Here is a 23,852-nt window from a genome sequence, read left to right as displayed (position 1 = left end):
CGGAGATATCGAAATCTGCTGCGGCGGCTTCTGATACCAACCCGGGGGGTTGGCGGACGATTTGTGATAATACCGCGGGAGCAGATCCGGGTTGCGGGTCGCGAACCAGGGTTACTTTGCCCAGGCCCCCGGGCTTGTTCGGTATAGTCCCCCTAGAGGTTCCTCCGTTCACCTTCCAGCCGGGGTCCAAGTATTATTTTGTGGTTCGGGGTTTGAACTCTTTTTATGATGAGAACAGTGATTTGAACACTGCCGGGTTAGTTTCTTCTATAATTACCATTAGTTTTGATAAGAGTGTGCCCTCCAAGCCTGGGTTTGTTTATGTGAAAGAATACAAGGTTGTTGATGGCAAAAAGAATGTGGTTCTGGTTCCAGTTGGAATAGCCAATGGCGGTGAAGCGGTGTCGGGCTATGAATATTCTATAAAACTTGAAGATGGTGACTGGGGTCCATGGAGCGGGTCTGCCTCATCACCGATACTTATTAGCAGTTTTGCTTTGGAGGGCGGGGAGAAGTATGCGGTGTTGGAGGATGGGATGAAGTATGCGGTAAGGGTTCGGGCCCTCAACAAGCTGGGGGCTGGTGATTATACGGAAACCCCTGAGTTGACGTTTGGTGCTCCGCCGCATCCGGGAGCGAAGGATGTCAACACTGACGATGATCCTCGGGTTGCGAAGGCTCCTTCTTTGCTGGCTTTGCCGGGTAGTTTGGTGCCGTTCGATGAGTTGACCGCATATGTGCTCAATGCTGCGGCTCCGATAGAAGGCCGGGATAGGTTCTTGAAGCCGTCCACGGTTACGTTGAGGTTGTCGATTCCTCCTGCTGTGTCAGTTCTCCCTGCTTTGGATTTTTTCGGTTTATCGGCAAAAACTTCTGAGGTGGGTGGTGGGGTTGACAGTAATACCCGGTGGGAGTATTCCTACAGTTCCGGTGCCGGGGGTTTCACCGACTGGACGTTCGTGAATGTGGGTGCGCAGTTCAATGGTGGGACCGATTATGTGGTCGATGGTCTGGTGAACGGTAACTTCTACACCTTCAGGATTCGCGCCATCAACCCGGGCCGGCCCGATCTGGTGGGCCCCTATCTTGAAACCCCAGTGACTATTCCGGGTATACCGGGGATACCGCCGGGAGCGCCGTTGAACACCAGAGTAGTTGGTGGTGATCGCCAGATCACGGTGTCTTGGGTTCCGGGCAACAGCGGGGGGTTCCCTCTGGATAGCTGGCAGTACTGCCTGTATGACATAGATGAGGACCCAACCCGCTCCGGCCGCCAGGGATCGCACACCCCGAGTTGTACGTGGACGAAGATACCCAACAGCAACGCCGCCACCACCTCCCACACCTTCACGGGCCTCACCAACGGCTGGGCCTACACCTACCAGATCCGAGCCCTCAATGTAATAGGTGCCTTCCTGGAAAAACTGGGGTCGGGGGCTCCAATACGAACATCTCCGGCAGTGCCGGGTCGCCCCCCCGGTGCGCCCGCCAATGTTATGGTTCAACCCGGTAATGGCCAGGTGACAATCCGGGTGACCGCACCGAGCGACACCGGTGGGAACCGGGTGATTGGCTACCAGGTTCGCAAGAAACACTCCGATGGAGCCTACGACGCTTGGGAAACCCTGGGTACAACGGTGAGAGCCACGTCATCGTCTTCGTCGAGGCCTTCGGCTGAACGGTCGGGGGCGGTGGTGCGCAACCTCATCAACGGTGCCGGCTACACATTCCAGGTACGAGCCCGGAACACCTTCGGCACCGGCCCCGAAAAACAAACCACAACCGTGATCCCCATCGGGCCTCCAACCCCGGGCCAACTCCAAGCCGAACCCGGTGACCGCCAAGTAGTGCTGTCGTGGACCCTGGACAGTGGCGGCAACAAACCCGATGCCAGCAAGATTACCGGGTGGCAATACCGTCAAAAACAAGCCAACGCCGGTTACATGTCCTGGACAGACATCCCCGATAGCGGCCCTGATACCAGAACCCATACCATCACCGGGCTTTCCAACGGCGTTACCTACACCTTCCAAATCCGAAACCTCCCCCAAGTCAGCGGCGAACCCTCCGAATCCCAGCCAGCCACCCCCGCCACCACGCCCCCCGCGCCACAACTCACCGCCACCCCCGCAGATAGCACCGTTACCTTGTCATGGACCCCGGGAACATCAGAACCCGCCGGACAGCCCGGCTACAGCGCACCGGTCACCGGCTGGCAATACCGAACCAGGGCCGGCACCAACCCCTACGGTGACTGGACCAACATCGACGATAGTGATGCAACCACCACCACTCACAAGGTGAGTGATCTAACCAACGGTGTTAACTACACATTTGAGGTGCGAGCCACCAACACCATGGGCAACGGCGCAACCTCAACCGTCTCAACCACCCCCGCCACCGTGCCCCCCGCCCCGCAACTCACCGCCATAGCCACAAACCGCTCCGTTACCTTGTCGTGGACCCCGGGAACATCCGAACCAGCCGGACAACCCGGCTACGCCGCCCCCACCACCGGCTGGCAGTTGAGGGTTAACGATGGGGAGTGGGTTGATCTCAACGCCGAAACCAGTATCAACAGTGTGCCCGTGCCCAACCTGGTGAACGGCACCACCTACACATTCGAGGTGCGAGCCATCAACACCATAGGCAACGGCGCAACCACGACCGTCTCGGCTATCCCTGCTACTGTGCCCGAAGCTCCGGCTGTGACTGCTGCTGCGGCTGATGGTTCGGTGGTTTTGTCGTGGTCTGCGGGTGGTGATGGTGGTTTGCCGGTTAGCGGGTGGCAGTTGAGAATCAATGATGGTGAGTGGGTTGACCTTGATGTTGAAGCTGTTGCCCGCAGTGTGCTGGTGCCCAACCTGGTGAACGGTCTTGCTTACCGGTTTGGGGTGCGGGCGGTGAACGCGGTGGGTGGTGGTTCTGTTGGCGTGGTGTCGGCCATCCCGGTGACGGTGCCGCCGGTCCCCGAGGTGGATGTTGTAGCTGGTGATGGTGCGATCACGCTGTCGTGGGTTTCAACTGGTGATGGTGGTTCCCCGATCACGGGTTGGCAGTATCGCACCAGAATTGGTGCCGGTGACTATCTCGATTGGGTTGATGTCGAGGCTGCTAACACCACCGTTGCTCTGACCGGTCTCAACAGCGGTACCGGTTTGTTGGCCTATACCTTCCAAGTGCGAGCCATCAACGCTGCTGGTAACGGTGCCATAGCTACTTCGTTGCCCATCGTGCCCCTGGAGCCCGCAACCGTTGGTGACAACTACTATTCCGGGACCATCACCGGCCCGAGCTTCTGTGCCGAACTATCACTCGGCGGCCCCCGCCTGTTCCCCCTCGATACCAACGATGATGGAATCGCCGATGTTTGCTCGCTGCCCTACACCCGCCGCGAAGCCATCGCCCGCCAAAACGCAGTGGTCACCCTCGCCAACCGCTACCGCAACGAATACACCACACTGGTCAACACCATATGCACCACCATCCCCAGCGACGAGGACGAGGCCTGCGGGGGAGACGAGTTGGCCGCCCCCGGATTCGCACCCGCCGACGACGGTGGTCCCTACTACTCCGGGACCATCTCCGGCCCAACCTACTGCACCAACAGCTCACTCGGCGGCCCCGGTCTGGTCCCCCTCGACAGCGACGGTGACGGCGTTGCCGATGTTTGCTCGTTGCCCTACACCCGTCGAGAAGCCATCGCCCGCCAAATAGCCGGCGATATTCTCTCCGCCCTACACCTCACAGAGTTCAACACCACACTGGCCGAGGAATGTCGCCGCCTCCAGAACACAAACCATGGCGACAACTCCCAAGACATCGGCAACGACATTTGCGCACTCTAAAAGAACTCTTCACATTTTGAACGGCACCATCCACCCCGACATAGCCCGCTTTCAAAACAACCTTCAACTGGGGCAACTCTGCCCCGAGAATCCCAAACGCCAACCGGCAGTACCAGCACCGCAACCCTCACATCTTCGGGTCAGCTCACAAAAGAGAGCCGGAGAGCCTGTTTACGGGGCGCAGATGTCGTTGCTTAGGTCCTGGGGATTGTCGCCGTAGTCGCCGAGGCCCAGTCGGCGGCACTCCTCAGCCAGGGCGCTCCTGTACTCGTCGCGATGAGTGGCGGCCAGAGTATCGCCCGCGATTTGGCGAGCTATGGCTTCGCGGCGGGTGTAGGGCAACGAGCAAGTATCGGCGACACCGTCACCATCGCTGTCAAGGGGGTAGGTGGTGAGCCCACCCAGGGAACGGTTGGCACAGTAGGTTGGCCCGGTAATGCTTCCGGAGTAGTAGGGGCCACCATCGTTGGCAGGGGGGGAGCCGGGGATGTTCAACGTCTCGCCCCCGCATGTTTCGTCCTGGTTGTTTTCGAGGGTGGCGCATATGGTGTTCACCAGAGCGGTGTAATCCTCTAGGTAGCGGCTCGCAAGGGTGCGCACCGCGTTCTGGCGAGCTATGGCTTCGCGGCGGGTGTAGGGCAGCGAGCAAACATCGGCGATGCCATCACCATCGCTGTCGAGGGGAAACAGGCGGGGGCCGCCGAGTGATAGTTCGGCACAGAAGCTCGCGCCGGTGATGGTTCCGGAGTAGTAGTTTTCACCAACTGATACCGGTTCCCGGAGGGTGATGGGTGGTGAGGTAGCTATGACACCGTTACCAGCAGCATTGATGGCTCGCACTTGGAAGGTATAGGCCAACAAACCGGTACCGCCGTTGAGACCGCTAAGGCTAACAGTGGTGGTACTGGCGGGAACATCAACCCAATCCAGATAATCACCCGCACCGATCCTGATGCGGTACTGCCAACCCATGATCGGAGAACCAGCATCACCGGTTGACACCCACGACAAAATGACCTCACCATCACCAGCTACAACATCCACCTCGGGGGCCGGTGGCACCGCCAGCGGGATGGCCGACACCTCACCGGCAGCACCAACACCCGCCGCGTTCACCGCCCTAACTGCAAATTTGTAGGTGGTTCCATTCACCAAATCAGGCACAGACACACCGTTGGCCCCAGCCTCAATATCAAGATCAACCCACTCACCATCGTCAATCCTCAACTGCCACCCGGTAACGGGAAAACCGCCGTTATCGCCGGGAGTCCATGACAGCACCACCGCACGATCAGCGCCAGCAGCGGTCACAACCGGAGCCCCAGGCACAGTAGCGGGGGTAGCCGACACCTCACCGGCAGCACCAACACCCGTCGCGTTCACCGCTCGCACCTCGAACGTGTAGGTGGTGCCGTTCACCAGGTTGGGTACGGGCACACTGTTGATGCCGGTTTCGGCGTTGAGATCAACCCACTCCCCGTCGTCGATCCTCATTTGCCATCCGGTGACCGGCGAACCACCGTTATCGCCCGGGGTCCATGACAACACCACCGTGCGGTCGGTGGCGGTAACGGTCACGGTCGGAGCTTCGGGCCCAGTGGCGGGGATGGCTGAGACGGTCGTTGTAGCACCCTTGCCTATGACGTTGCTTGCTCGTAGCTCGATTGTGTAGATGGTGCCGTTGGTTAGGTCGTTTATTGTGTGGTTGGTGGTGGTTGCGTCGCTGCCGTCAATGTTGGTCCAGTCACCGTAGGAATCGGTGCCGGCTCTGGTTCGGTATTCCCAACCGGTAACAGGTGCGCTGTAGCCAGGCTGTCCGGCGGGTTCGGATGCTCCGGGGGTCCACGACAGGGTAACGGTGCGATTTCCCGGGGTGGCCGTGAGTTGCGGTGCGGGTGGTGTGGTGGCGGGGGTGACCGGTTGGGATTCGAAGGGGTTGCCGTTGACTTGCGGGTTGTTGGTGAGATTACGGGTTTGGAAGGTGTAGGTGATGCCGTTGGAAAGTCCGGTAATGGTATGGGTTCTGGTATCGGGGCCGCTTCGGGCGATGTCGGTCCAGGGTCCGTAACCGGTGTTGGCTTGTTTTTGACGGTATTGCCATCCGGTAACCACGCTGCCGGCAGGACTGCCCGGAGTCCATGTCAATGTCACTTGTCGGTCGTCGGGTTCGGCTTCGAGTTGGCCCGGGGTCGGGGCACCGATGGGGATCACGGTTGCGGTTTGTTTTTCGGGACCGGCACCGAGGGCGTTCCGGGCTCGTACCTGGAATGTGTAGCTGGCTCCGTTGATGAGGTTGCGCACCACCGCCCCCGCTTGTTCAGCCGATGGTCGCGGGGATGTGGGGCTCACCATTGTGCCCAGGGTTTCCCAAGCGTCGTAGGCTCCACCGGAGTGCTTCTTGCGAACCTGGTAAGCAATCACCGGGTTCCCACCGGTGTCGCTCGGCCCCGCTGCCCAGATGGTCACCTGGCCATCACCGGGTTGAACCACTGTATTGGTAGGAGCACCGGGGGGGCGGCCCGGCACTGTGGGCAGCGTTTGCGCCAAAGCCCCGGATCCCAGTTTTGTTACGAAAGCTCCTATCACGTTGAGGGCTCGGATCTGGTAGGTGTAGGCCCAGCCGTTGGTTAGGCCCGTGAAGGTGTGGGAGGTGGTGGCAGCGTTGCTGTTGGGTATCTTCGTCCAGGTACAGCCCGGGGTGTGGGAGCCCTGGCGGCCGGGTGTGGTTGGGTCCTCGTCTATGTCGTACAGGCAGTACTGCCAGCTATCCAGGGGAAACCCGCCGCTGTTGCCCGGAACCCACGACACCGTGATCTGGCTGTCCCCAGCAACCGCTCTGGCGTTCAACGGCGCTCCCGGCGGTATACCTGGTATGCCGGGAATGGTCGCCGGGGTTTGAAGGTAGGGGCCCACCAGATCGGGAATATCGGGCCCTCTCGGGTTGATGGCGCGAACCCGGAATGTGTAAAACATGCCGTTCACCAGACCATCGACCACATAATCGGTCCCACCATTGAACTGTGCACCCTCATTCACGAATAACCAGTCGGTGAAACCCCCGGCACCGGAACTGTAGGAATACTCCCACCGGGTATTACTGTCAACCCCACCCCCCATATCAGAAGTCTCCGCCGAGACGCCAAAAAAATCGAAAGCAGGCGCAAGCGACAACCTCAACGTAACCGTGGACGGTTTCAAAAACTTATCACGATCGCTGATCGGAGCCTGAGCATTGACCACAAACGCGGTCAACTCATTGAAGGGCACCAAACTGCCCGGCAAGGCCAACAAAGAAGGAGCCTTCGCCACCCGAGGATCATCATTAGTGTTTACACCCTTCGCCCCCGGATGCGGCGGAGCACCAAACGTCAACTCCGGGGTTTCGGCATAATCACCAGCCCCCAGCTTGTTGAGGGCCCGGATCCTCACCGCATACATGGTCCCGTCCTGTAAACCACCAACCAGCACCGGTGACGAGGCAGATTTGATCCACGGACCCCACTCACCATCTTCAATTTTGACAGAGTATTCATAGCCCGACACCGTTTCACCGCCATTGGCTACCCCAACCGGAACCAGAACCACATTCTTTTTGTCATCAACAACCTTGTATTCCTTCACATATATAAAGCTAGGCTTGGAGGGAACAGCCTTATCAAAACTTACATTGATCGCGGCAGATGCAAACCCAGCGGTGTTCGCGTCATCGTTTGCTTTATAAAAAGCATTCAAACCTCGAACCACAAAATAATATTTGGGTCCAGGCTTGAAGGTGAACGGAGGAACCTCTACGGGGACTACACCGAACAAACCCGGTGGCCTGGGTAAAGTAACCCTGGTTCGCGACCCACAACCCGGGTCCGCTCCCATAGTGTTGTCACAAATCGTCCTCCACCCCCCCGGGTTGGAAGCAGAAGCCACAGCAGCAGATTTTGCTATCTCTTCTGGCTTATCAACTACTATACGGAACTGCCACCTGTCAACCGGAGGACCACTGTAATCACCCGGCTCCCACGACAGGACAACCCGACCAACCCCCGAACGAACATCATAAATTGGCCTAGCTGCAAACTCCACAGGAGCCGCAGGAATTGCACCAGGATAAACTGGCTTCGACAACTCAACAAAACGACCGCCACCAACTGCATTTACTGCGCGAACCCTGAACCAATAACCTACCCCCGCTTCCAAATCCTCAACCTTGAAGCCCCTCCTGGCTATATTATTCAAGTTTGCCACTGTTTCACTAAGCACACCTGAGGAGTTAGCAACAAAAGTTTTTGTACTCGGAATTGGCAACCACTCGCCCCACTCCTCATCATCAACCCGCCAAGAATACTCGTAACCCAAAATTGCAGAACCATTACCATCCAAATTATTGCTATCATCCTTAGGCGGGTCCCAACTCAAAGTCACAAAATTTTCCCCTGCAACAGCACTCAAATCCGTCGGAGCGGGCGGGCCATCACCGGGATCCACCACAGTACTAACCCCAGCAGCACCTGCCCCTGCTGCGTTCACCGCCCGAACCTGAAACCTGTAACTCTTACCATTATCCAAACCAATAACAGTATGAGACCTAGCACCCGCACCGCCCGGAACGGTAACCCAATCATCATCACTAAACTCGCTACCCACCTCAGCCCACCGAACATGCCACCCAACAATCGGAGACCCACCATCACCACTAGCCACCCAGGACAAAGCCACAAACCTATTACCGGCAACACCCATCAAAGCACGGGGACTCCCCGGCTTACCGGCGACGAGAACCGGTTTTGTCTCAGCAGCACCACCCCTGCCCCTAGCATTAACCGCCCGAACCTGAAACTGGTGAATAACCCCATTAACCAAACCAGTAACCCTGAAAGGATATACTTCACTACCCGCAGCGCCAGAAGTACCGCTAGTAGGACCAGAATCGACAATCACAGTCCAGGGGGAATAAGACCGACTCCCAACCTTCGTCCGGTACTCATACTCAGTAATGGGCGAAAACCCATTCTGGACATTCCTCTCAGTCTCAGACGAAGCAGCAGGAACCCAAGACAAGTAAACCAGCGAATCACCCGGAATAGCAGTCAAACCAACCGGCGGCCTAGGAACAGTCGTACCAGAAGATAGTGGCTTTACCTTTTCGGTTAGTTCGCTCTCATTACCTAGCACACCTTCAGAGTCAACCGCTCGCAACTTGAATCTATATTCTTTGCTATTGCTCAAGTTGATGACAGTATGACTGGTGGTTGCACGACTGCTACCTAGTATCGAGACCCAGACATTAGTTGCTCGAAGAACTCCGCCTACATTGCCTTCATAGTAGGTATATTCCCATCTGGCAATAGAAGCACTTCCACGGCTTGGAGTATCCCAATTAAGCATCACACTTCTATTTCCAGGCGTGGCTCTAACATTGATGGGAGCACTGGGACCGGGCCCCTCCTGTGTTCTCGACCCCACCGTAATTACCACCGTTGCCGTGGCAGTGTTGCCGTTGCTGTCGGTGGCCGTAACCGTCATGGTGAAGGTACCGGTAGTTGCTGGTGTAAACGTCAAACGTCTCGCGTTCAATACCGTCGCCTGAGGTAGGGTAGGGGTGTTCTCACCGGCCTTGCGGGTCCACTGATAAGAAATGGTGTCGCGGTCAGCATCGGTTGCAGTTGCGGTAATGTCCACCGGCTGGCCCACTGTGATCGTGACATCGTTCAACTGCTCCAGAACCGGAGAGCTATCATCATCAATAATGGTCACTGTAGTCGAGGCGTTACCCAACGTGAACCCGGTAGGCAGCGTTGCCGAGGGTGCTATGGTTACAGTAATAGTTTCATTACTCTCATCCGTATTATCATTAGTGATGGGAATCACAATGTCCTTCGAGGTCTCATTACTTCCAAAAGTAACTGATGTGACCGCATCATTATCATAATCACCCTCAGAGGGGTTTGCCGCACCAGTAGCAGTACCACCATAGGTAACATTAAACGTAACCGACTGCCCAAACGCTTCTGTTGTTGTGATCGTGACCGTCGCATTATTATTTGCCCCCTCAATTACAGTCACAGCCTGAGGTACAGACACACCCCCTGATACCGGGGCAGCAGTAGACGTAGGGGTTGCAGTTGGTGTAGGAGTAGCAGTTGGTGTAGGGGTCGCAGTAGATGTAGCAGTGGGGGTCGCAGTAGGCCTACCGACTGGCACCAGAACCCCACCACTTTCCTTGATTTTTCCACCGGTAAGAACATTCAAAAGAGTAGCATTATCGGATACTCCAAAAGCTACACCGGGACTTGCTACTTGGACATTGTTGAAAGTAACACTGAAACCGCCACTTGGATTGATTGAAACAATTTTAAAAAATCCTGTCGCTAAAGCATTAGTACCACATTCATTCGGTCCTATATCGTCAACTTTGCCACTTGATGGCCAGTTACAAATTATGACTCTAACACTGGCTACACTCCAGCCTGAAGCGCTACTGACAGTAATATTATGTGTACCAGCAGCCGAAACGTACGATGGAGTAGCAACGACCGTGTTAATAATCTTATCAACGAACGGGTTATCCTCCTCCTGGTTTCCCTGCCCCTGGGCAAAGTGCTCACCCGGCCCAACGATTACCCCTCCCCAGACCATAAGAATCAGTGCGATCATAACAACCCACCGATTCTTATTGGTTTTTAAAGCATCCAGTGATGTTCTATACCTATTCATGTCCCCTCTTTTCTGTCTCGCAGCAAGCTCAACTGGTAGGTGGCAGTGGTACTGAAATGCTCACCGGGTGCATCATAAGTCATCTGGTTGGTGGTGGGTGTAGTGGAGGTTGAAGTTGACGGGTTGTTGGAGGGGTTTGTCTAGGGTGATGGTGATGGTGGTGGTGGGGTTGGTTCCTTCGGTGATGGTGGTGGTTGTGGGTTTGATTGTAATGAGGTTGTCGGTGGTGATGGTTATGGTGATTGTGCGCAGGTAGGCGTAGTCCTTGGTGTCGGTGGCCATAACTGTCATGGTGTAGGTGCCGGTTTGGGTTGGGGTGAAAGTGAGTCGGGCGGTGTTGAGTGCTGTGCCCTCCGGTAGCGAGGGTGTGGTCTCGCCGGGTTCACGAGTCCAGGCGTAGGTGATGGTCTCGTCCTCGTCGGCGTGGGTGGCTACCGCAGTGATGTCCACCTGCTGGCCGAGTCTGAGGACCAGATCACTGAAAGGGGCGAGCTCCAGTGGGTTGGTGTCGTTGTCCGTGGGACTGATTTCCTCATGTTCTTCGGTTTCTTCGGGGGTTGAGGGGGTGCCGACGGTGATTACCACTGCCTGGGTGTCGGTGTTGCCGTGGGTGTCGGTGGCCGTGACCGTCATGGTGTAGGTGCCCGAAGCGGTGGTGGTGAACCGCAACCTAGCGGTGTTGAGTGTAGTGCCCTCAGGTAGCGGTGGTGTGGTCTCGCCGGGTTCACGAGTCCAGGCGTAGGTGATGGTCTCGTCCTCGTCGGCGTGGGTGGCGGTGGCGGTGATGTCGATTCGTTGACCAACCTGGGCGGTGACGTTATCGAGCGGCTCCAGCACCGGGGAGCTGTCGTCGTCGATGACGGTAATCGTGGCGGTGGCATTACCCAGCCTGAACCCTGCCGGCAGCTCGCTCACCGGTTCTATGGTCACCGTGATGGTCTCCACGTCCTCGTCCACCCGATCATCGGGTATAGGGATCGTGACGGTCTTGGATACCTCACCAGGGCCGAAACTCAAGGTGCCCACAACCGCTATCGTCACAGTTCGGGTGTCGGTATTACCGTTACCGTCACTGGCGGTCACCGTTATCGTGTAGGTCCCCACCTGGGTCGGGGTGAACACCAACCCCGCTTCATCCAGCGCAGCGCTCTCAGGCAACGGCGGGGTGACCTCCCCAGCCTTGCGAGACCATTCATAGGTAACCGTATCCCCATCCTCATCGGTGGCCGAAGCGGTGATGTTCACCTTTTGGCCAACCCTGACAGTGACATCCTCAATCGGTTTCAGGACCGGTGAACTGTCATCATCGGCAATTGTCACCGTCGCGATAGTGTTGCCCATGACAAACCCACCCGGTAGTGGGTTGACCGGCACAATGATCACCAGGAACGTTTCGTTATCCTCATCTATCCCGTCATCGGTGATCGGAACCATAACATCCACAAACCGTTCACCAGCCTCAAAAACCACCTCACCAACTTCGTCATAATCCATATCACTAGTGGCAGGCTCGCCACGGGGGGCACTATCAGAGATGACCTCGAAGGTCACGTCCTCACTGAGTGGTTCACCCGCGCTGATCCTCACCGCCGCGAAAGCATCGGTACCCTCAGTCACCGACACCGCGTCCGGCACTGACACCACCGTGTCAACAACAACAGTAACAACCACCGTTTCGGTACTAACAACCTCACCGTTACCATCGGTTGCGGTCACCGTCATCGTGTAAGTCCCCACCGCAGCCGGGGTGAACATCAACCGAGCCCTGTTGAGTACCGTACCCGCAGGCAACACCGGCGCAGTTTCCCCAGCCATGCGGGTCCACCGGTAGGTATACGTTTTGTCATCACCATTACCATTAGCAACCGTAGCGATAACGTCCACAAGCTGCCCCACCTTGGATGTCACCAGAAGCGGGAAACTGTCATAATCGGTGATCGTCACTGTAGTAGTAGCATTACCTAACCTATAACCAGCCGGCAACGCCGCTGACGGTGCAACAGTCACAACAACCGTTTCTGCGCCTTCCACCACCTCATCATCAGTAATCGGGATCAAAATATACTTCAAGGTGTCCGTAGAAGTGAAGGTAACCGATGTCACCGCGTCATTATCATAATCCCCATTACTCGGATCAGCCGCACCAGTCGCAGTACCACCATAAGACACATTGAACGTGACCGACTGCCCAAACGCCTCCGCCAGACTAATAGTCACCGTAGCATTCTTATCATTACCCTCCGTCACCACCACCGCAGCCGGCACCGACACCACCGTCTTCGGGTTGACTGTGATAACCACCGTTTTAGCATCACTGTTACCGTTGCCATCGCTGGCAGTCACGGTCATGGTGTAAACACCGGTGGTGGTTGGGGTGAACGTCAACTGCTTGGCATTCAATGCGGTACCCTGAGGCAGTGCGGGTAAGTTCTCATTCGCCTTGCGGGTCCAGGCATAGGAAATCGTGTCACCAACATCGCCATCGGTGGCGTTGGCGGTGATGTCCACAAGTTGCCCCGCCTTGAGCGTAACATTGGTCAACTCTTCCAGAACTGGGGAATCATCATCATCGGTAATCGTTACTGTTGTGGTGGCGTTGCCCAATGTGTATCCAGCCGGTAACGCTGCCGATGGTGCAATGGTTACAACAATTGTCTCGGCGCTCTCATCGAGCCCGTCATTGGTGATTGGAATCAAGATGTTCTTCGACGTATCCGTAGTGCTGAAGGTAACCGATGTCACCGCGTCGTTGTCGTAATCACCGTTAGCCGGGTTTGCCGCGCCGGTAGCAGTACCACCATAAGACACGCTAAACGTAACCGACTGCCCAAACGCCTCAGCCAAACTTACTGTTACCGTTGCGTTGTTGTCGGTTCCTTCTGTCACCGCCAGCGTACTTGGTACTGAAACCACCGTTTTCGGGTTGACTGTGATAACCACTGTTTTGGTGTCGCTGTTACCGTTACCATCACTAGCGGTAACCGTCATGGTATAAGTACCGGTGGTGGTTGGGGTGAACGTCAACTGCTTGGCATTCAAAGCAGTGCCCTGAGGCAGAGCCGGGGTGGTCTCCCCACTCTTGCGGGTCCAAGTATAAGAAATCGTATCCCCAACATCGCCATCAGTGGCGTTGGCGGTGATGTCCACAAGCTGCCCCACCTTGAGCGTAACATCGGTCAACTCTTCCAAAACCGGGGAATCATCATCATCGGTAATCGTCACTGTTGCCACCGCATTGCCCAATGTGTAGCCGGCCGGTAACGCTGCTGACGGTGCAATGCTTACAACAATTGTCTCGGCGCTCTCGTCGAGCCCGTCGTTGGTGATTGGAATCAAGATGTTCTTCGACGTATCCGTAGTGCTGAAGGTGACTGATGTTACCGCGTCGTTGTCGTAATCACCATTGGCCGGGTTGTTGGCACCGGTAGCAGTACCACCATAAGACACATTGAACGTAACCGACTGCCCAAACGCCTCAGCCAAACTTATCGTGACCGTTGCATTGTTGTCAGTCCCCTCGGTCACCGCCACCGTAGTTGGCACCGACACCACTACTTTGGCGGCAACAGTGATAACCACCGTTTTGGTGTCGGTGTTGCCGTTACCATCACTAGCGGTCACCGTCATGGTATAAGTACCGGTAGCAGTAGGCGTGAACGTCAACCGCTTCGTGTTCACCGTCGTTCCCCCGGGCAGCGCAGGAGTGCTCTCACCGGCCTTGCGGGTCCAGGCATAAGAAATCGTATCCCCAACATCAGCATCAGTCGCGGTTGCAGTTATATCCACCTGCTGACCCACCTTGACCCCAACAGCAGTCAAATCCCCCAGCACCGGCGAGTTATCATCATCGGTAACCGTCACTGTTGCCACCGCATTGCCCAATGTGTAGCCGGCCGGTAACGCCGACGACGGGGCAATGGTCACAATTATTGTCTCGGCGCTCTCATCCAAATCATCATCAGTGATCGGGATAACGATGTTCTTCGAGGTATCGCTGGTCCCGAAGGTGACTGATGTTACCGCATCATTGTCGTAATCACCATTGGCAGGATTTGCCGCGCCGGTAGCCGTACCACCATAAGACACATTGAAGGTAACCGACTGCTCAAACGCCTCAGCCACACTAATCGTCACCGTAGCATTACTATCAGTACCCTCCGTCACCGCCACCGCCGCTGGTACTGATACTACTATTTTTTCGGTAGCTATGATAACCACAGTTTTGGTATCACTATTACCGTTACCATCACTAGCGGTCACGGTCATGGTATAAGTACCGGTAGTTGTTGGGGTAAACGTCAACCGCTTCGTGTTCACCGTCGTTCCCCCAGGCAGCGCGGGAGTGGTCTCCCCGGCCTTGCGGGTCCAGACATAAGAAATCGTGTCACCAACATCGGCATCAGTCGCGGTTGCAGTTATATCCACCTGCTCACCCACCTTGACAGTTACATCGGTCAAATCAGCCAACACCGGTGAGTTATCATCATCGGTAATCGTCACGGTCGTAGTCGCATTACCCAAACTGAACCCGGTCGGTAACGCCGACGACGGGGCAATGGTCACAGTGATCGTTTCCGCAGTCTCATCCAAATCATCGTCGGTAATCGGAATCACAATGTTCTTCGAGGTATCGCTGGTCCCGAAGGTGACTGATGTTACCGCATCATTGTCGTAATCACCATTGGCAGGATTTGCCGCGCCGGTAGCCGTACCACCATAAGACACATTGAAGGTAACCGACTGCTCAAACGCCTCAGCCACACTAATCGTCACCGTAGCATTACTATCAGTACCCTCCGTCACCGCCACCGCAGTTGGCACCGACACCACCGTTTTCGCGGCAACAGTGATAACCACCGTTTTGGTGTCTGTGTTGCCATTACCATCACTGGCAGTCACGGTCATGGTATAAGTACCGGTAGCAGTAGGCGTGAACGTCAACCGCTTCGTGTTCACCGTCGTTCCCCCGGGCAGCGCAGGAGTGGTCTCACCGGCCTTGCGGGTCCAGACATAAGAAATCGTATCCCCAACATCGGCATCAGTCGCGGTTGCAGTTATATCCACCTGCTCACCCACCTTGACAGTTACATCGGTCAAATCAGCCAACACCGGTGAGTTATCATCATCCATGATCGTCACAGTTGTGGTGGCATTACCCAGTATCCACCCTTCTGGGGTGTAGCTCTGGTGGCCATCGGCATATTGGAACCTACCTCCCCTCGGCCTTATAGTTACTGTGAACGTTTCATTGCCCTCTGCCACTGCATCATCAGTAATGGGAATTGTGATGTCCAACGAGGTGCTGCCGTTGTTGAAATAAACAAAGTTCCTACCGTGGAAGTTTACCACCGGTGTGTTGTCGTAATCACGATTAGCAGGACTGTTGGCACCGATAGCAGTGCCGTCCGTGAAAATGACATCGAACTGGGTTGTAGCGGGGTACGTCTCGGGTGTGGTAATTGAAACCACCGCAGCGCTATCAACTCCCTCAGTAACTGAAAGTGTTTCTGGAACACCTATCTCTAGTGGGGGTAGAACCGTGATGATCACAGTTTCGGTGTCAATATTACCGCCACTGTCTGTGGCAGTAACTGTCATCGTATAAGTACCGGTTCGAGTGGGCCTGAAGTCCAGCATGGCGGTTCGGAGATAAGTCCCCGCGGGCAATGGTGGTGAGGTTTCACCGGATTTACGTGACCATTCATAAGTGACTGAATCGCCAGGGTCTACAGCCCTCGCAGTGATTCTCAATCGTTGGTAAGGTCTGATTGATTTAGCAGCGATGGACTCCAAAACTGGTGCTCGGTTGGGATCTAGTGTGGAGGAGGTGTCGTCGTCATAGATCGTCACAGTTGTGGTAGAGTTGCCCATTGCAAAACCTTCTGGCAGCTCACCAGTTTGCAAAGTACACTTGGCTAAATTATTGCCAGGTGAAGCTGAAGAAGGCACGGCTATCATACAAAAACGAGGACAAGTAAACAGTGTGCATAGCCATTCTGAATGAGATGTCAATTCAGCAGGTGAAACCGTTACTGTGAAGGTTTCAGCACCCTCAACTACTTCGTCATCACCAATTGGGATTCTAATTTCTTTCGATGTCTCGCCAGGCTCAAAGGCTATTCGAGTTACCGCGTCATAAATATAATCATCATCGTATACTTGAGTATTTCTACCAGCCTGAAGTTTTGATCCACCGGTAGCTGTAACGTCTTGGTAGGTGACACTGAAGTATACCACCTCTTCGAATGCCTCAGTCACACTCACTGTAATAGAGGCGTAACTGTTCCTTCCATCGGTCTCGTTCACGGAGACTGCTTGTTGCACTGACACCATTTCATTTGACTGTTGTGAATAAAGACTAAACTGTTGCAAGTAATATATTTCCTGCTCGGACAGCACGGTTATGGTCACGGTCTGGCTGTGGGTGTTGCCGTGGCCGTTGTCGGCGGTGACCGTCATTGTGTAGATACCGGCCTGGGTGGGGGTGAAGGTCAACCGTGCAGTATTCAAAGCAGTATTGTCGGGCAAGGCTGGGGTGGTTTCTCCGTCTTGACGAGTCCAGGTGTAGGTAATGCTGGCATCACCGCTACCGGTGACTGTAGCAGTGATGTCCACCTCCTTGCCTATCTCAATGGTTACGTCATCGATCTCAGCTATAACCGGCTGCTGGTTGTCGATGATGGTTACCGTGGTGGTGGCGTTGCCCAACACGAACCCGGCGGGCAGGTCCCGATCCAAACCCACACACCCGGTACCCGTAATACGGCAGAACGCCTCATTTATCGGTGCGGCGGGGGCGATGGTTACCGTGAACGTCTCATCACCTTCAGCCAACTCATCCGTATTGGTAAAAATCGGAATGTCCACTGATGTGTCGGTGGCCTCGAAACGGATATCCTGTACAGCGATGTCGTTATAATCACCCCCCTCACCAGCACCGGTAGCGGTGCCGTCGGTGTAAGTAACCCTGAAAAACACCTCCTCACCAAACGCCTCCCCCACGCTGATAGTTATCAACGAGTCGGTATTAATGCCCTCGGTTACGGTAACCGTCTCCGGTACCGACACCTTTCCAAGCAGCCTAATTACCGTTATGGTCACGGTTTGGCTGTGGGGGTCGCTGTAGGTGTCATCAGCGGTCACCGTCATCGTGTAGGTACCGGCCTGGGTTGGGGTGAACGTCAACCGCTCAGAATCCAAAGCGGTGTTATCAGGCAGCGCCGGGGTGGTCTCGCTTTCCTCGCGGGTCCAGGTGTAAGTAAGAGCATCACCATCAGCATCGGTGGCCGTAGCAGTAATGTCCACCTCTTCGCCCACCCCAACCGTCACATCGGCAATCTCAGCTATGACGGGGGACTGGTTGTCGCTGATCGTCACCGTGGTGGTGGCATTACCCAACACGAACCCGGCGGGCAAATCCCGATCTAAACCCGTACACCCAATACCCGTCGTGCGGCAGAACATCTCATTTGCCGGCGCGGCGGGGGCGATGGTCACCGTGAACGTCTCATCCTCCTCAGCCAACTCATCCAACCTGATCCCAACCTCAATATCCACCGACGTATCAGAAGCCCCAAAACGCACATCCTGCACAGCAATGTCGTCATAATCACCCCCCTCACCAGCACCAGTAGCAGTAACATCAGCATAAGTAACCCTGAAAAACACCTCCTCACCAAACGCCTCATCCACACTAATAGTCACCACCGCATCACTATCAGAACCCTCAGTAACCGCCACCACCTCCGGCACCGACACCACAACCGGATCAGCCACCGTTATAATCACACTCTGACTGTGAGTATCGCTGTAGGTGTCGTCAGCGGTCACCGTCATCGTATAAGTACCGGCCTGGGTTGGGGTGAACGTCAACCGCTCAGAATCCAAAGCGGTGTTATCAGGCAGCGCCGGGGTGGTCTCGCTTTCCTCGCGGGTCCAGGTGTAAGTAAGAGCATCACCATCAGCATCGGTGGCCGTAGCAGTGATATCCACCTCCTCGCCCACCCCAACCGTCACATCGGCAATCTCAGCTATGACGGGGGACTGGTTGTCGCTGATCGTCACCGTGGTGGTGGCATTACCCAACACGAACCCGGCGGGCAAATCCCGATCCAAACCCGTACACCCAATACCCGTCGTGCGGCAGAACATCTCATTTATCGGCGCGGCGGGGGCGATGGTCACCGTGAACGTCTCATCCTCCTCAGCCAACTCATCCAACCTGATCCCAACCTCAATATCCACCGACGTATCAGAAGCCCCAAAACGCACATCCTGCACAGCAATGTCGTCATAATCACCCCCCTCACCAGCACCAGTAGCAGTAACATCAGCATAAGTAACCCTGAAAAACACCTCCTCACCAAACGCCTCATCCACACTAATAGTCACCACCGCATCACTATCAGAACCCTCAGTAACCGCCACCGCCACCGGCACCGCCGGATCAGCCACCGTTATAATCACACTCTGACTATGAGTATCGCTGTAGGTGTCATCAGCGGTCACCGTCATCGTATAAGTACCGGCCTCGGTTGGAGTAAACCTCAACCGTGCCACGTCCAAAGCAGTGTTATCAGGCAACGCCGGGGTGGTCTCGCTTTCCTCGCGGGTCCAAGTGTAAGTAAGAGCATCACCATCAGCATCGGTGGCCGTAGCAGTAATGTCCACCTCTTCGCCCACCCCAACCGTCACATCGGCAATCTCAGCTATGACGGGGGACTGGTTGTCGCTGATCGTCACCGTGGTGGTGGCATTACCCAACACGAACCCGGCGGGCAAATCCCGATCTAAACCCGTACACCCAATACCCGTCGTGCGGCAGAACATCTCATTTGCCGGCGCGGCGGGGGCGATGGTCACCGTGAACGTCTCATCCTCCTCAGCCAACTCATCCAACCTGATCCCAACCTCAATATCCACCGACGTATCAGAAGCCCCAAAACGCACATCCTGCACAGCAATGTCGTCATAATCACCCCCCTCACCAGCACCAGTAGCAGTAACATCAGCATAAGTAACCCTGAAAAACACCTCCTCACCAAACGCCTCATCCACACTAATAGTCACCACCGCATCACTATCAGAACCCTCAGTAACCGCCACCACCTCCGGCACCGACACCACAACCGGATCAGCCACCGTTATAATCACACTCTGACTGTGAGTATCGCTGTAGGTGTCGTCAGCGGTCACCGTCATCGTATAAGTACCGGCCTGGGTTGGGGTGAACGTCAACCGCTCAGAATCCAAAGCGGTGTTATCAGGCAGCGCCGGGGTGGTCTCGCTTTCCTCGCGGGTCCAGGTGTAAGTAAGAGCATCACCATCAGCATCGGTGGCCGTAGCAGTGATATCCACCTCCTCGCCCACCCCAACCGTCACATCGGCAATCTCAGCTATGACGGGGGACTGGTTGTCGCTGATCGTCACCGTGGTGGTGGCATTACCCAACACGAACCCGGCGGGCAAATCCCGATCCAAACCCGTACACCCAATACCCGTCGTGCGGCAGAACATCTCATTTATCGGCGCGGCGGGGGCGATGGTCACCGTGAACGTCTCATCCTCCTCAGCCAACTCATCCAACCTGATCCCAACCTCAATATCCACCGACGTATCAGAAGCCCCAAAACGCACATCCTGCACAGCAATGTCGTCATAATCACCCCCCTCACCAGCACCAGTAGCAGTAACATCAGCATAAGTAACCCTGAAAAACACCTCCTCACCAAACGCCTCATCCACACTAATAGTCACCACCGCATCACTATCAGAACCCTCAGTAACCGCCACCGCCACCGGCACCGACACCACAACCGGATCAGCCACAGGAGCGTCAGAACCCTCCGTCTCGCCTGGGGCCTGGGCCGATGCCGGGACCGCGAACGCGAACAGGAGAGCGGGAAGAGAGCAAGCCACAGCAACGAGAACCGCGAGACCGCGACGACGGGCCCCTCGTGCCCCGCGGCACCCCCATGAAAGGCCATCCCACTTGGATCCGTCTAACATGGCACCACGCTCCTTGTGCACTTTCCGGCTACGTAGCGATTTGTATGTGGATGCTACCCGACCCTATTACAAACCTGGCCTGCTACGCCCAAAAAAAATTATACCTAGGGTCACTGCGGCCCGTGGAGCTTCTCGTACACCGAATAGGCCACCGCATCAGGCAACCAGCTCAACCCCAGCAGATCATCGAGCGAGGCCCGCTCCACCGCCCGCAACCCTCCCAGTTCCTTGACCAACCGGGTTCGGCGGGCCGGGCCGAGGCCGTCGATGCCATCCAGCGAGGATCGGGTCATCCGCTTGCCCCGCAACCGCCGGTGGTAGTCGTTGGCAAAGCGGTGGCTCTCATCGCGAATCCGCTGAAGCAGGTACAGACCTTCCGATGGGCGGGGAATCTCCACCGGGTCGGATCGACCGGGCACGAAGACCTGCTCAAACTCCTTGGCCAGCCCCGCGGGAAAAATCTCTCCCTCCAGGCCGAGGTCGGCCAGTACCCGCTCGGCCACTCCCAGTTGGCCCTTGCCCCCGTCCACCACCAGGAGCTGCGGTGGGTACGCGAACCGCCCGCGCTCCTGCACCGGTCGGTGGCGCTCAGCCAGGTAGTTGTTCAGCCTGCGGGTGAGCACCTCCTCCATGGCGGCGTAATCGTCGTTGCCGACCACGGCACGCACCTTGAACCGCCGGTACTCCGACTTGCGGGGTAGGCCGTCCTCCATCACCACCATTGAGCCCACGTAGTCGGACCCCTGGAGATGGCTCATGTCATAGCACTCGATCCGAAGGGGAGCCTCGGTGAGACCCAGGTGGTTCTGGAGTTCGTTGAGGGCTCGGGCCCGGCTGTTGTGGTCGGAGGTGCGCTTGAGGCGGTGCCGAGCGAACGCGTCGGCCGCGTTGCGGTTCACCGTTTCCTGGAGGCGTCGTTTGGCCCCCCGCTGGGGTACCGAGATGACCACTTGGGACCCTCGCTGCTCCCGCAACCACTCCTGGTACAGCTCCTGGTTGTCGGGGAGGTCGGGCACCAGCACCTGCTTGGGGTAACCCAGCGGGTTCTCCTCGAAGTACAACCGCTCCAGCACCCGGCTCACCAGCTCGGGGCGGCTGAGATCACCGGCTTTGTCCACTATGAAACCCCGCCGGCCCATTACCCGACCCTTGCGGACGTAGAAAACCTGGCAGGCCGCCTCCAGCTCGTCGTCAACCAGGCTGATCACGTCGTAATCCTCCGAGCGGGGGCCCACCATCTGCTGGCCCTCGATGGCCTTGCGCACGCTGGCCAGCCGGTCCCGATGGCGGGCGGCCTGCTCGAACTCCAGGGCGGCCGAGGCTCGGGCCATGTCGCTCTCCAACCGCTGGATCACCTCGTCGGTGTCACCGCCCAAGAACCCGATGAGATCCTCCACCATCTCGCCGTAACGCTCCGGGGCCACCTCTCCCACGCACGGGCCCGCGCACTTCTCTATGTGGAACAGCAGGCAGGGGCGACCCAGCCGAGCGTGATGGTTGAACTTGTTGTCGCTGCACGTGCGGATGGGAAAGGTGCGCAGCAAAAGATCGAGGGTCTCCCGGATGGCGTAGGCGTGCCCATAGGGCCCGAAGTAGCGGTTGCCCTTCTTCTTGCGGCCCCGGATCACCATGGCTCGGGGCCAGTCGTCCAGCGTGGTGACACACAAGAACGGGTAGCTCTTGTCGTCCCGGTAACGGACGTTGAAGCGGGGCTGATGCTGCTGGATGAGGCTGTACTCCAGCATCAGCGCCTCCACCTCGTTGTCCACCTGGATCCACTCCACCGATGCGGCCGCGGCCACCATCTGAGCGGTTCGGGGCGGGAGGTGGGCCGGGTTCTGGAAATAGTTGCCCAACCGGGCCCTGAGGTTCTTGGCCTTGCCCACGTAGATGGGCCGACCGTGACGGTCCTTGAACTGGTAGGAGCCCGCGGTGGTGGGGATGGTGCCGGGGAGTGGGCGCTTCAACATGCCCTGCCCATCCTACGAGCCGAGTATGGCCGGCAGCGGGTAACCGGCTTCCGCTTTTTCTTTGCCGATCCTCGCGGTTATAATTTCATCCCACGCCGGCCGGGTATCCGGCGACATATCGAATTCCGAGGCCGACATCCCCGTGGCGAGGCGACCCGGCTGCCCCCACCGGCCACTGATCGGGGTTCCCGTACCTCATGGAGGTTCTCAAGAGATGTTGCGTTTGCAGCGCCCGCTCCCCGAGCGGTACACAACGGCATCCCCCGAGGAGTTGGTGTCATTGATCGCCGCGGCCAAAAAGACCCTGGGCGACCGGCTGTTCATTCTCGGACACCACTACCAGAGGGACGAGGTTATGGCCTGGGCTGATGCCCGGGGTGACTCCTTCCGCCTGTCGGTGCTGGCCCAGCAGCGACCCCAGGCCGAGTTCATCGTGTTCTGCGGTGTCCACTTCATGGCCGAGTCAGCCGACATCTTGACCGGAGACCACCAGCAGGTGCTGCTTCCCGATCTGAACGCGGGTTGCTCCATGGCCGACATGGCCGACATCGACGAGGTGGAGGAGGCGTGGGACGCACTGTCCCGAGTGGTTGATATCGGCCGGGTGGTGCCCATCACCTACATGAATTCGGCTGCCAACCTCAAGGCATTCGTGGCTCGCCACGGTGGAGCGGTATGCACGTCGTCCAACGCCCGGGCGGTGCTCACCTGGGCGCTGGAGCGGGGCGACCAGGTGCTGTTCTTCCCCGACCAGCACCTGGGGCGAAACACCGGATTCGATCTGGGCTACCGCGAGGGCGACATGGCGGTGTGGAATCCCCGCCTGGACATGGGGGGCCTGACCGATGCCGAGTGCAAGGAGTCGGTGCTGTTGTTGTGGAAGGGGCACTGCTCGGTGCATCAGCGATTCCAGCCCGATCATGTGGCGGCGTTCCGAACGGGGCACCCCGGCGGGCTGGTGGTGGTCCACCCCGAGTGCAGCCGGGAGGTGTGCGCCCTGGCCGACCAGGTGGGCTCCACCGACTACATAATAAAGGCAGTGGCCGCGGCACCGGCCGGATCGGTGATCGGGGTGGGTACCGAGATCCATCTGGTGAACCGCCTCAACAACGAGACCCCGGACAAAACCGTGGTGTCGCTGGACCCGCTGATCTGCCCCTGCTCCACGATGTTCCGCATCGATGCCGCCCATCTGGCCTGGACACTGGAGGGTCTGGTGGAGGGCAAGGTTCGCAATCGCATCACCGTGGACCCCGATATTGCCGCCCAGGCCCGCATCGCCCTCGACCGGATGCTGAGCATTACCTAGAGGTTACGC

The 23,852-nt window shown here is 57.1% G+C and carries 5 protein-coding genes and 1 pseudogene; 2 read left to right on the top strand and 4 right to left on the bottom strand.

Annotated elements, in window-relative coordinates; genetic code table 11:
• The first annotated feature begins 536 nt into the window (after window positions 1-536).
• The gene (locus ACOGXC_RS06075; protein WP_419920026.1) at window positions 537-3,848 is read left to right on the top strand and encodes a fibronectin type III domain-containing protein; all 3,312 of its coding nucleotides are present in this window, start codon (window positions 537-539) and stop codon (window positions 3,846-3,848) included.
• Window positions 3,849-4,019: 171 nt separating this feature from the next.
• Here the strand turns inward: ACOGXC_RS06075 and ACOGXC_RS06070 are convergent, their stop codons facing one another.
• The 4 genes and pseudogenes from ACOGXC_RS06070 to uvrC all read right to left on the bottom strand — a co-directional run bounded on the left by ACOGXC_RS06070 (window position 4,020) and on the right by uvrC (window position 22,534).
• Entirely contained in the window at window positions 4,020-7,286 is a 3,267-nt protein-coding gene (locus ACOGXC_RS06070; RefSeq protein WP_419920025.1) for a fibronectin type III domain-containing protein, read from the bottom strand.
• Window positions 7,287-7,988: 702 nt separating this feature from the next.
• A pseudogene (locus tag ACOGXC_RS06065) lies at window positions 7,989-10,478 on the bottom strand (fibronectin type III domain-containing protein); the annotation flags it as partial.
• A 150-nt stretch (window positions 10,479-10,628) separates the two neighbouring features.
• Entirely contained in the window at window positions 10,629-20,384 is a 9,756-nt protein-coding gene (locus tag ACOGXC_RS06060; RefSeq protein WP_419919805.1) for a PKD domain-containing protein, read from the bottom strand.
• 290 nt (window positions 20,385-20,674) lie between these two features.
• Window positions 20,675-22,534 (bottom strand): excinuclease ABC subunit UvrC, encoded by a 1,860-nt coding sequence (gene uvrC, locus ACOGXC_RS06055; protein WP_419919804.1) that lies wholly within the window; start codon window positions 22,532-22,534, stop codon window positions 20,675-20,677.
• A 214-nt stretch (window positions 22,535-22,748) separates the two neighbouring features.
• Between uvrC and nadA the strand changes: the two genes are divergently transcribed.
• Window positions 22,749-23,843 (top strand): quinolinate synthase NadA, encoded by a 1,095-nt coding sequence (gene nadA / locus ACOGXC_RS06050; RefSeq protein WP_419919803.1) that lies wholly within the window; start codon window positions 22,749-22,751, stop codon window positions 23,841-23,843.
• Window positions 23,844-23,852: the final 9 nt, after the last annotated feature.

The organism is Candidatus Poriferisocius sp. (genome assembly GCF_965202595.1).
GTDB lineage: Bacteria > Actinomycetota > Acidimicrobiia > Acidimicrobiales > Bin134 > Poriferisocius.
This window is presented reverse-complemented; position numbering and strand designations above follow the sequence as displayed.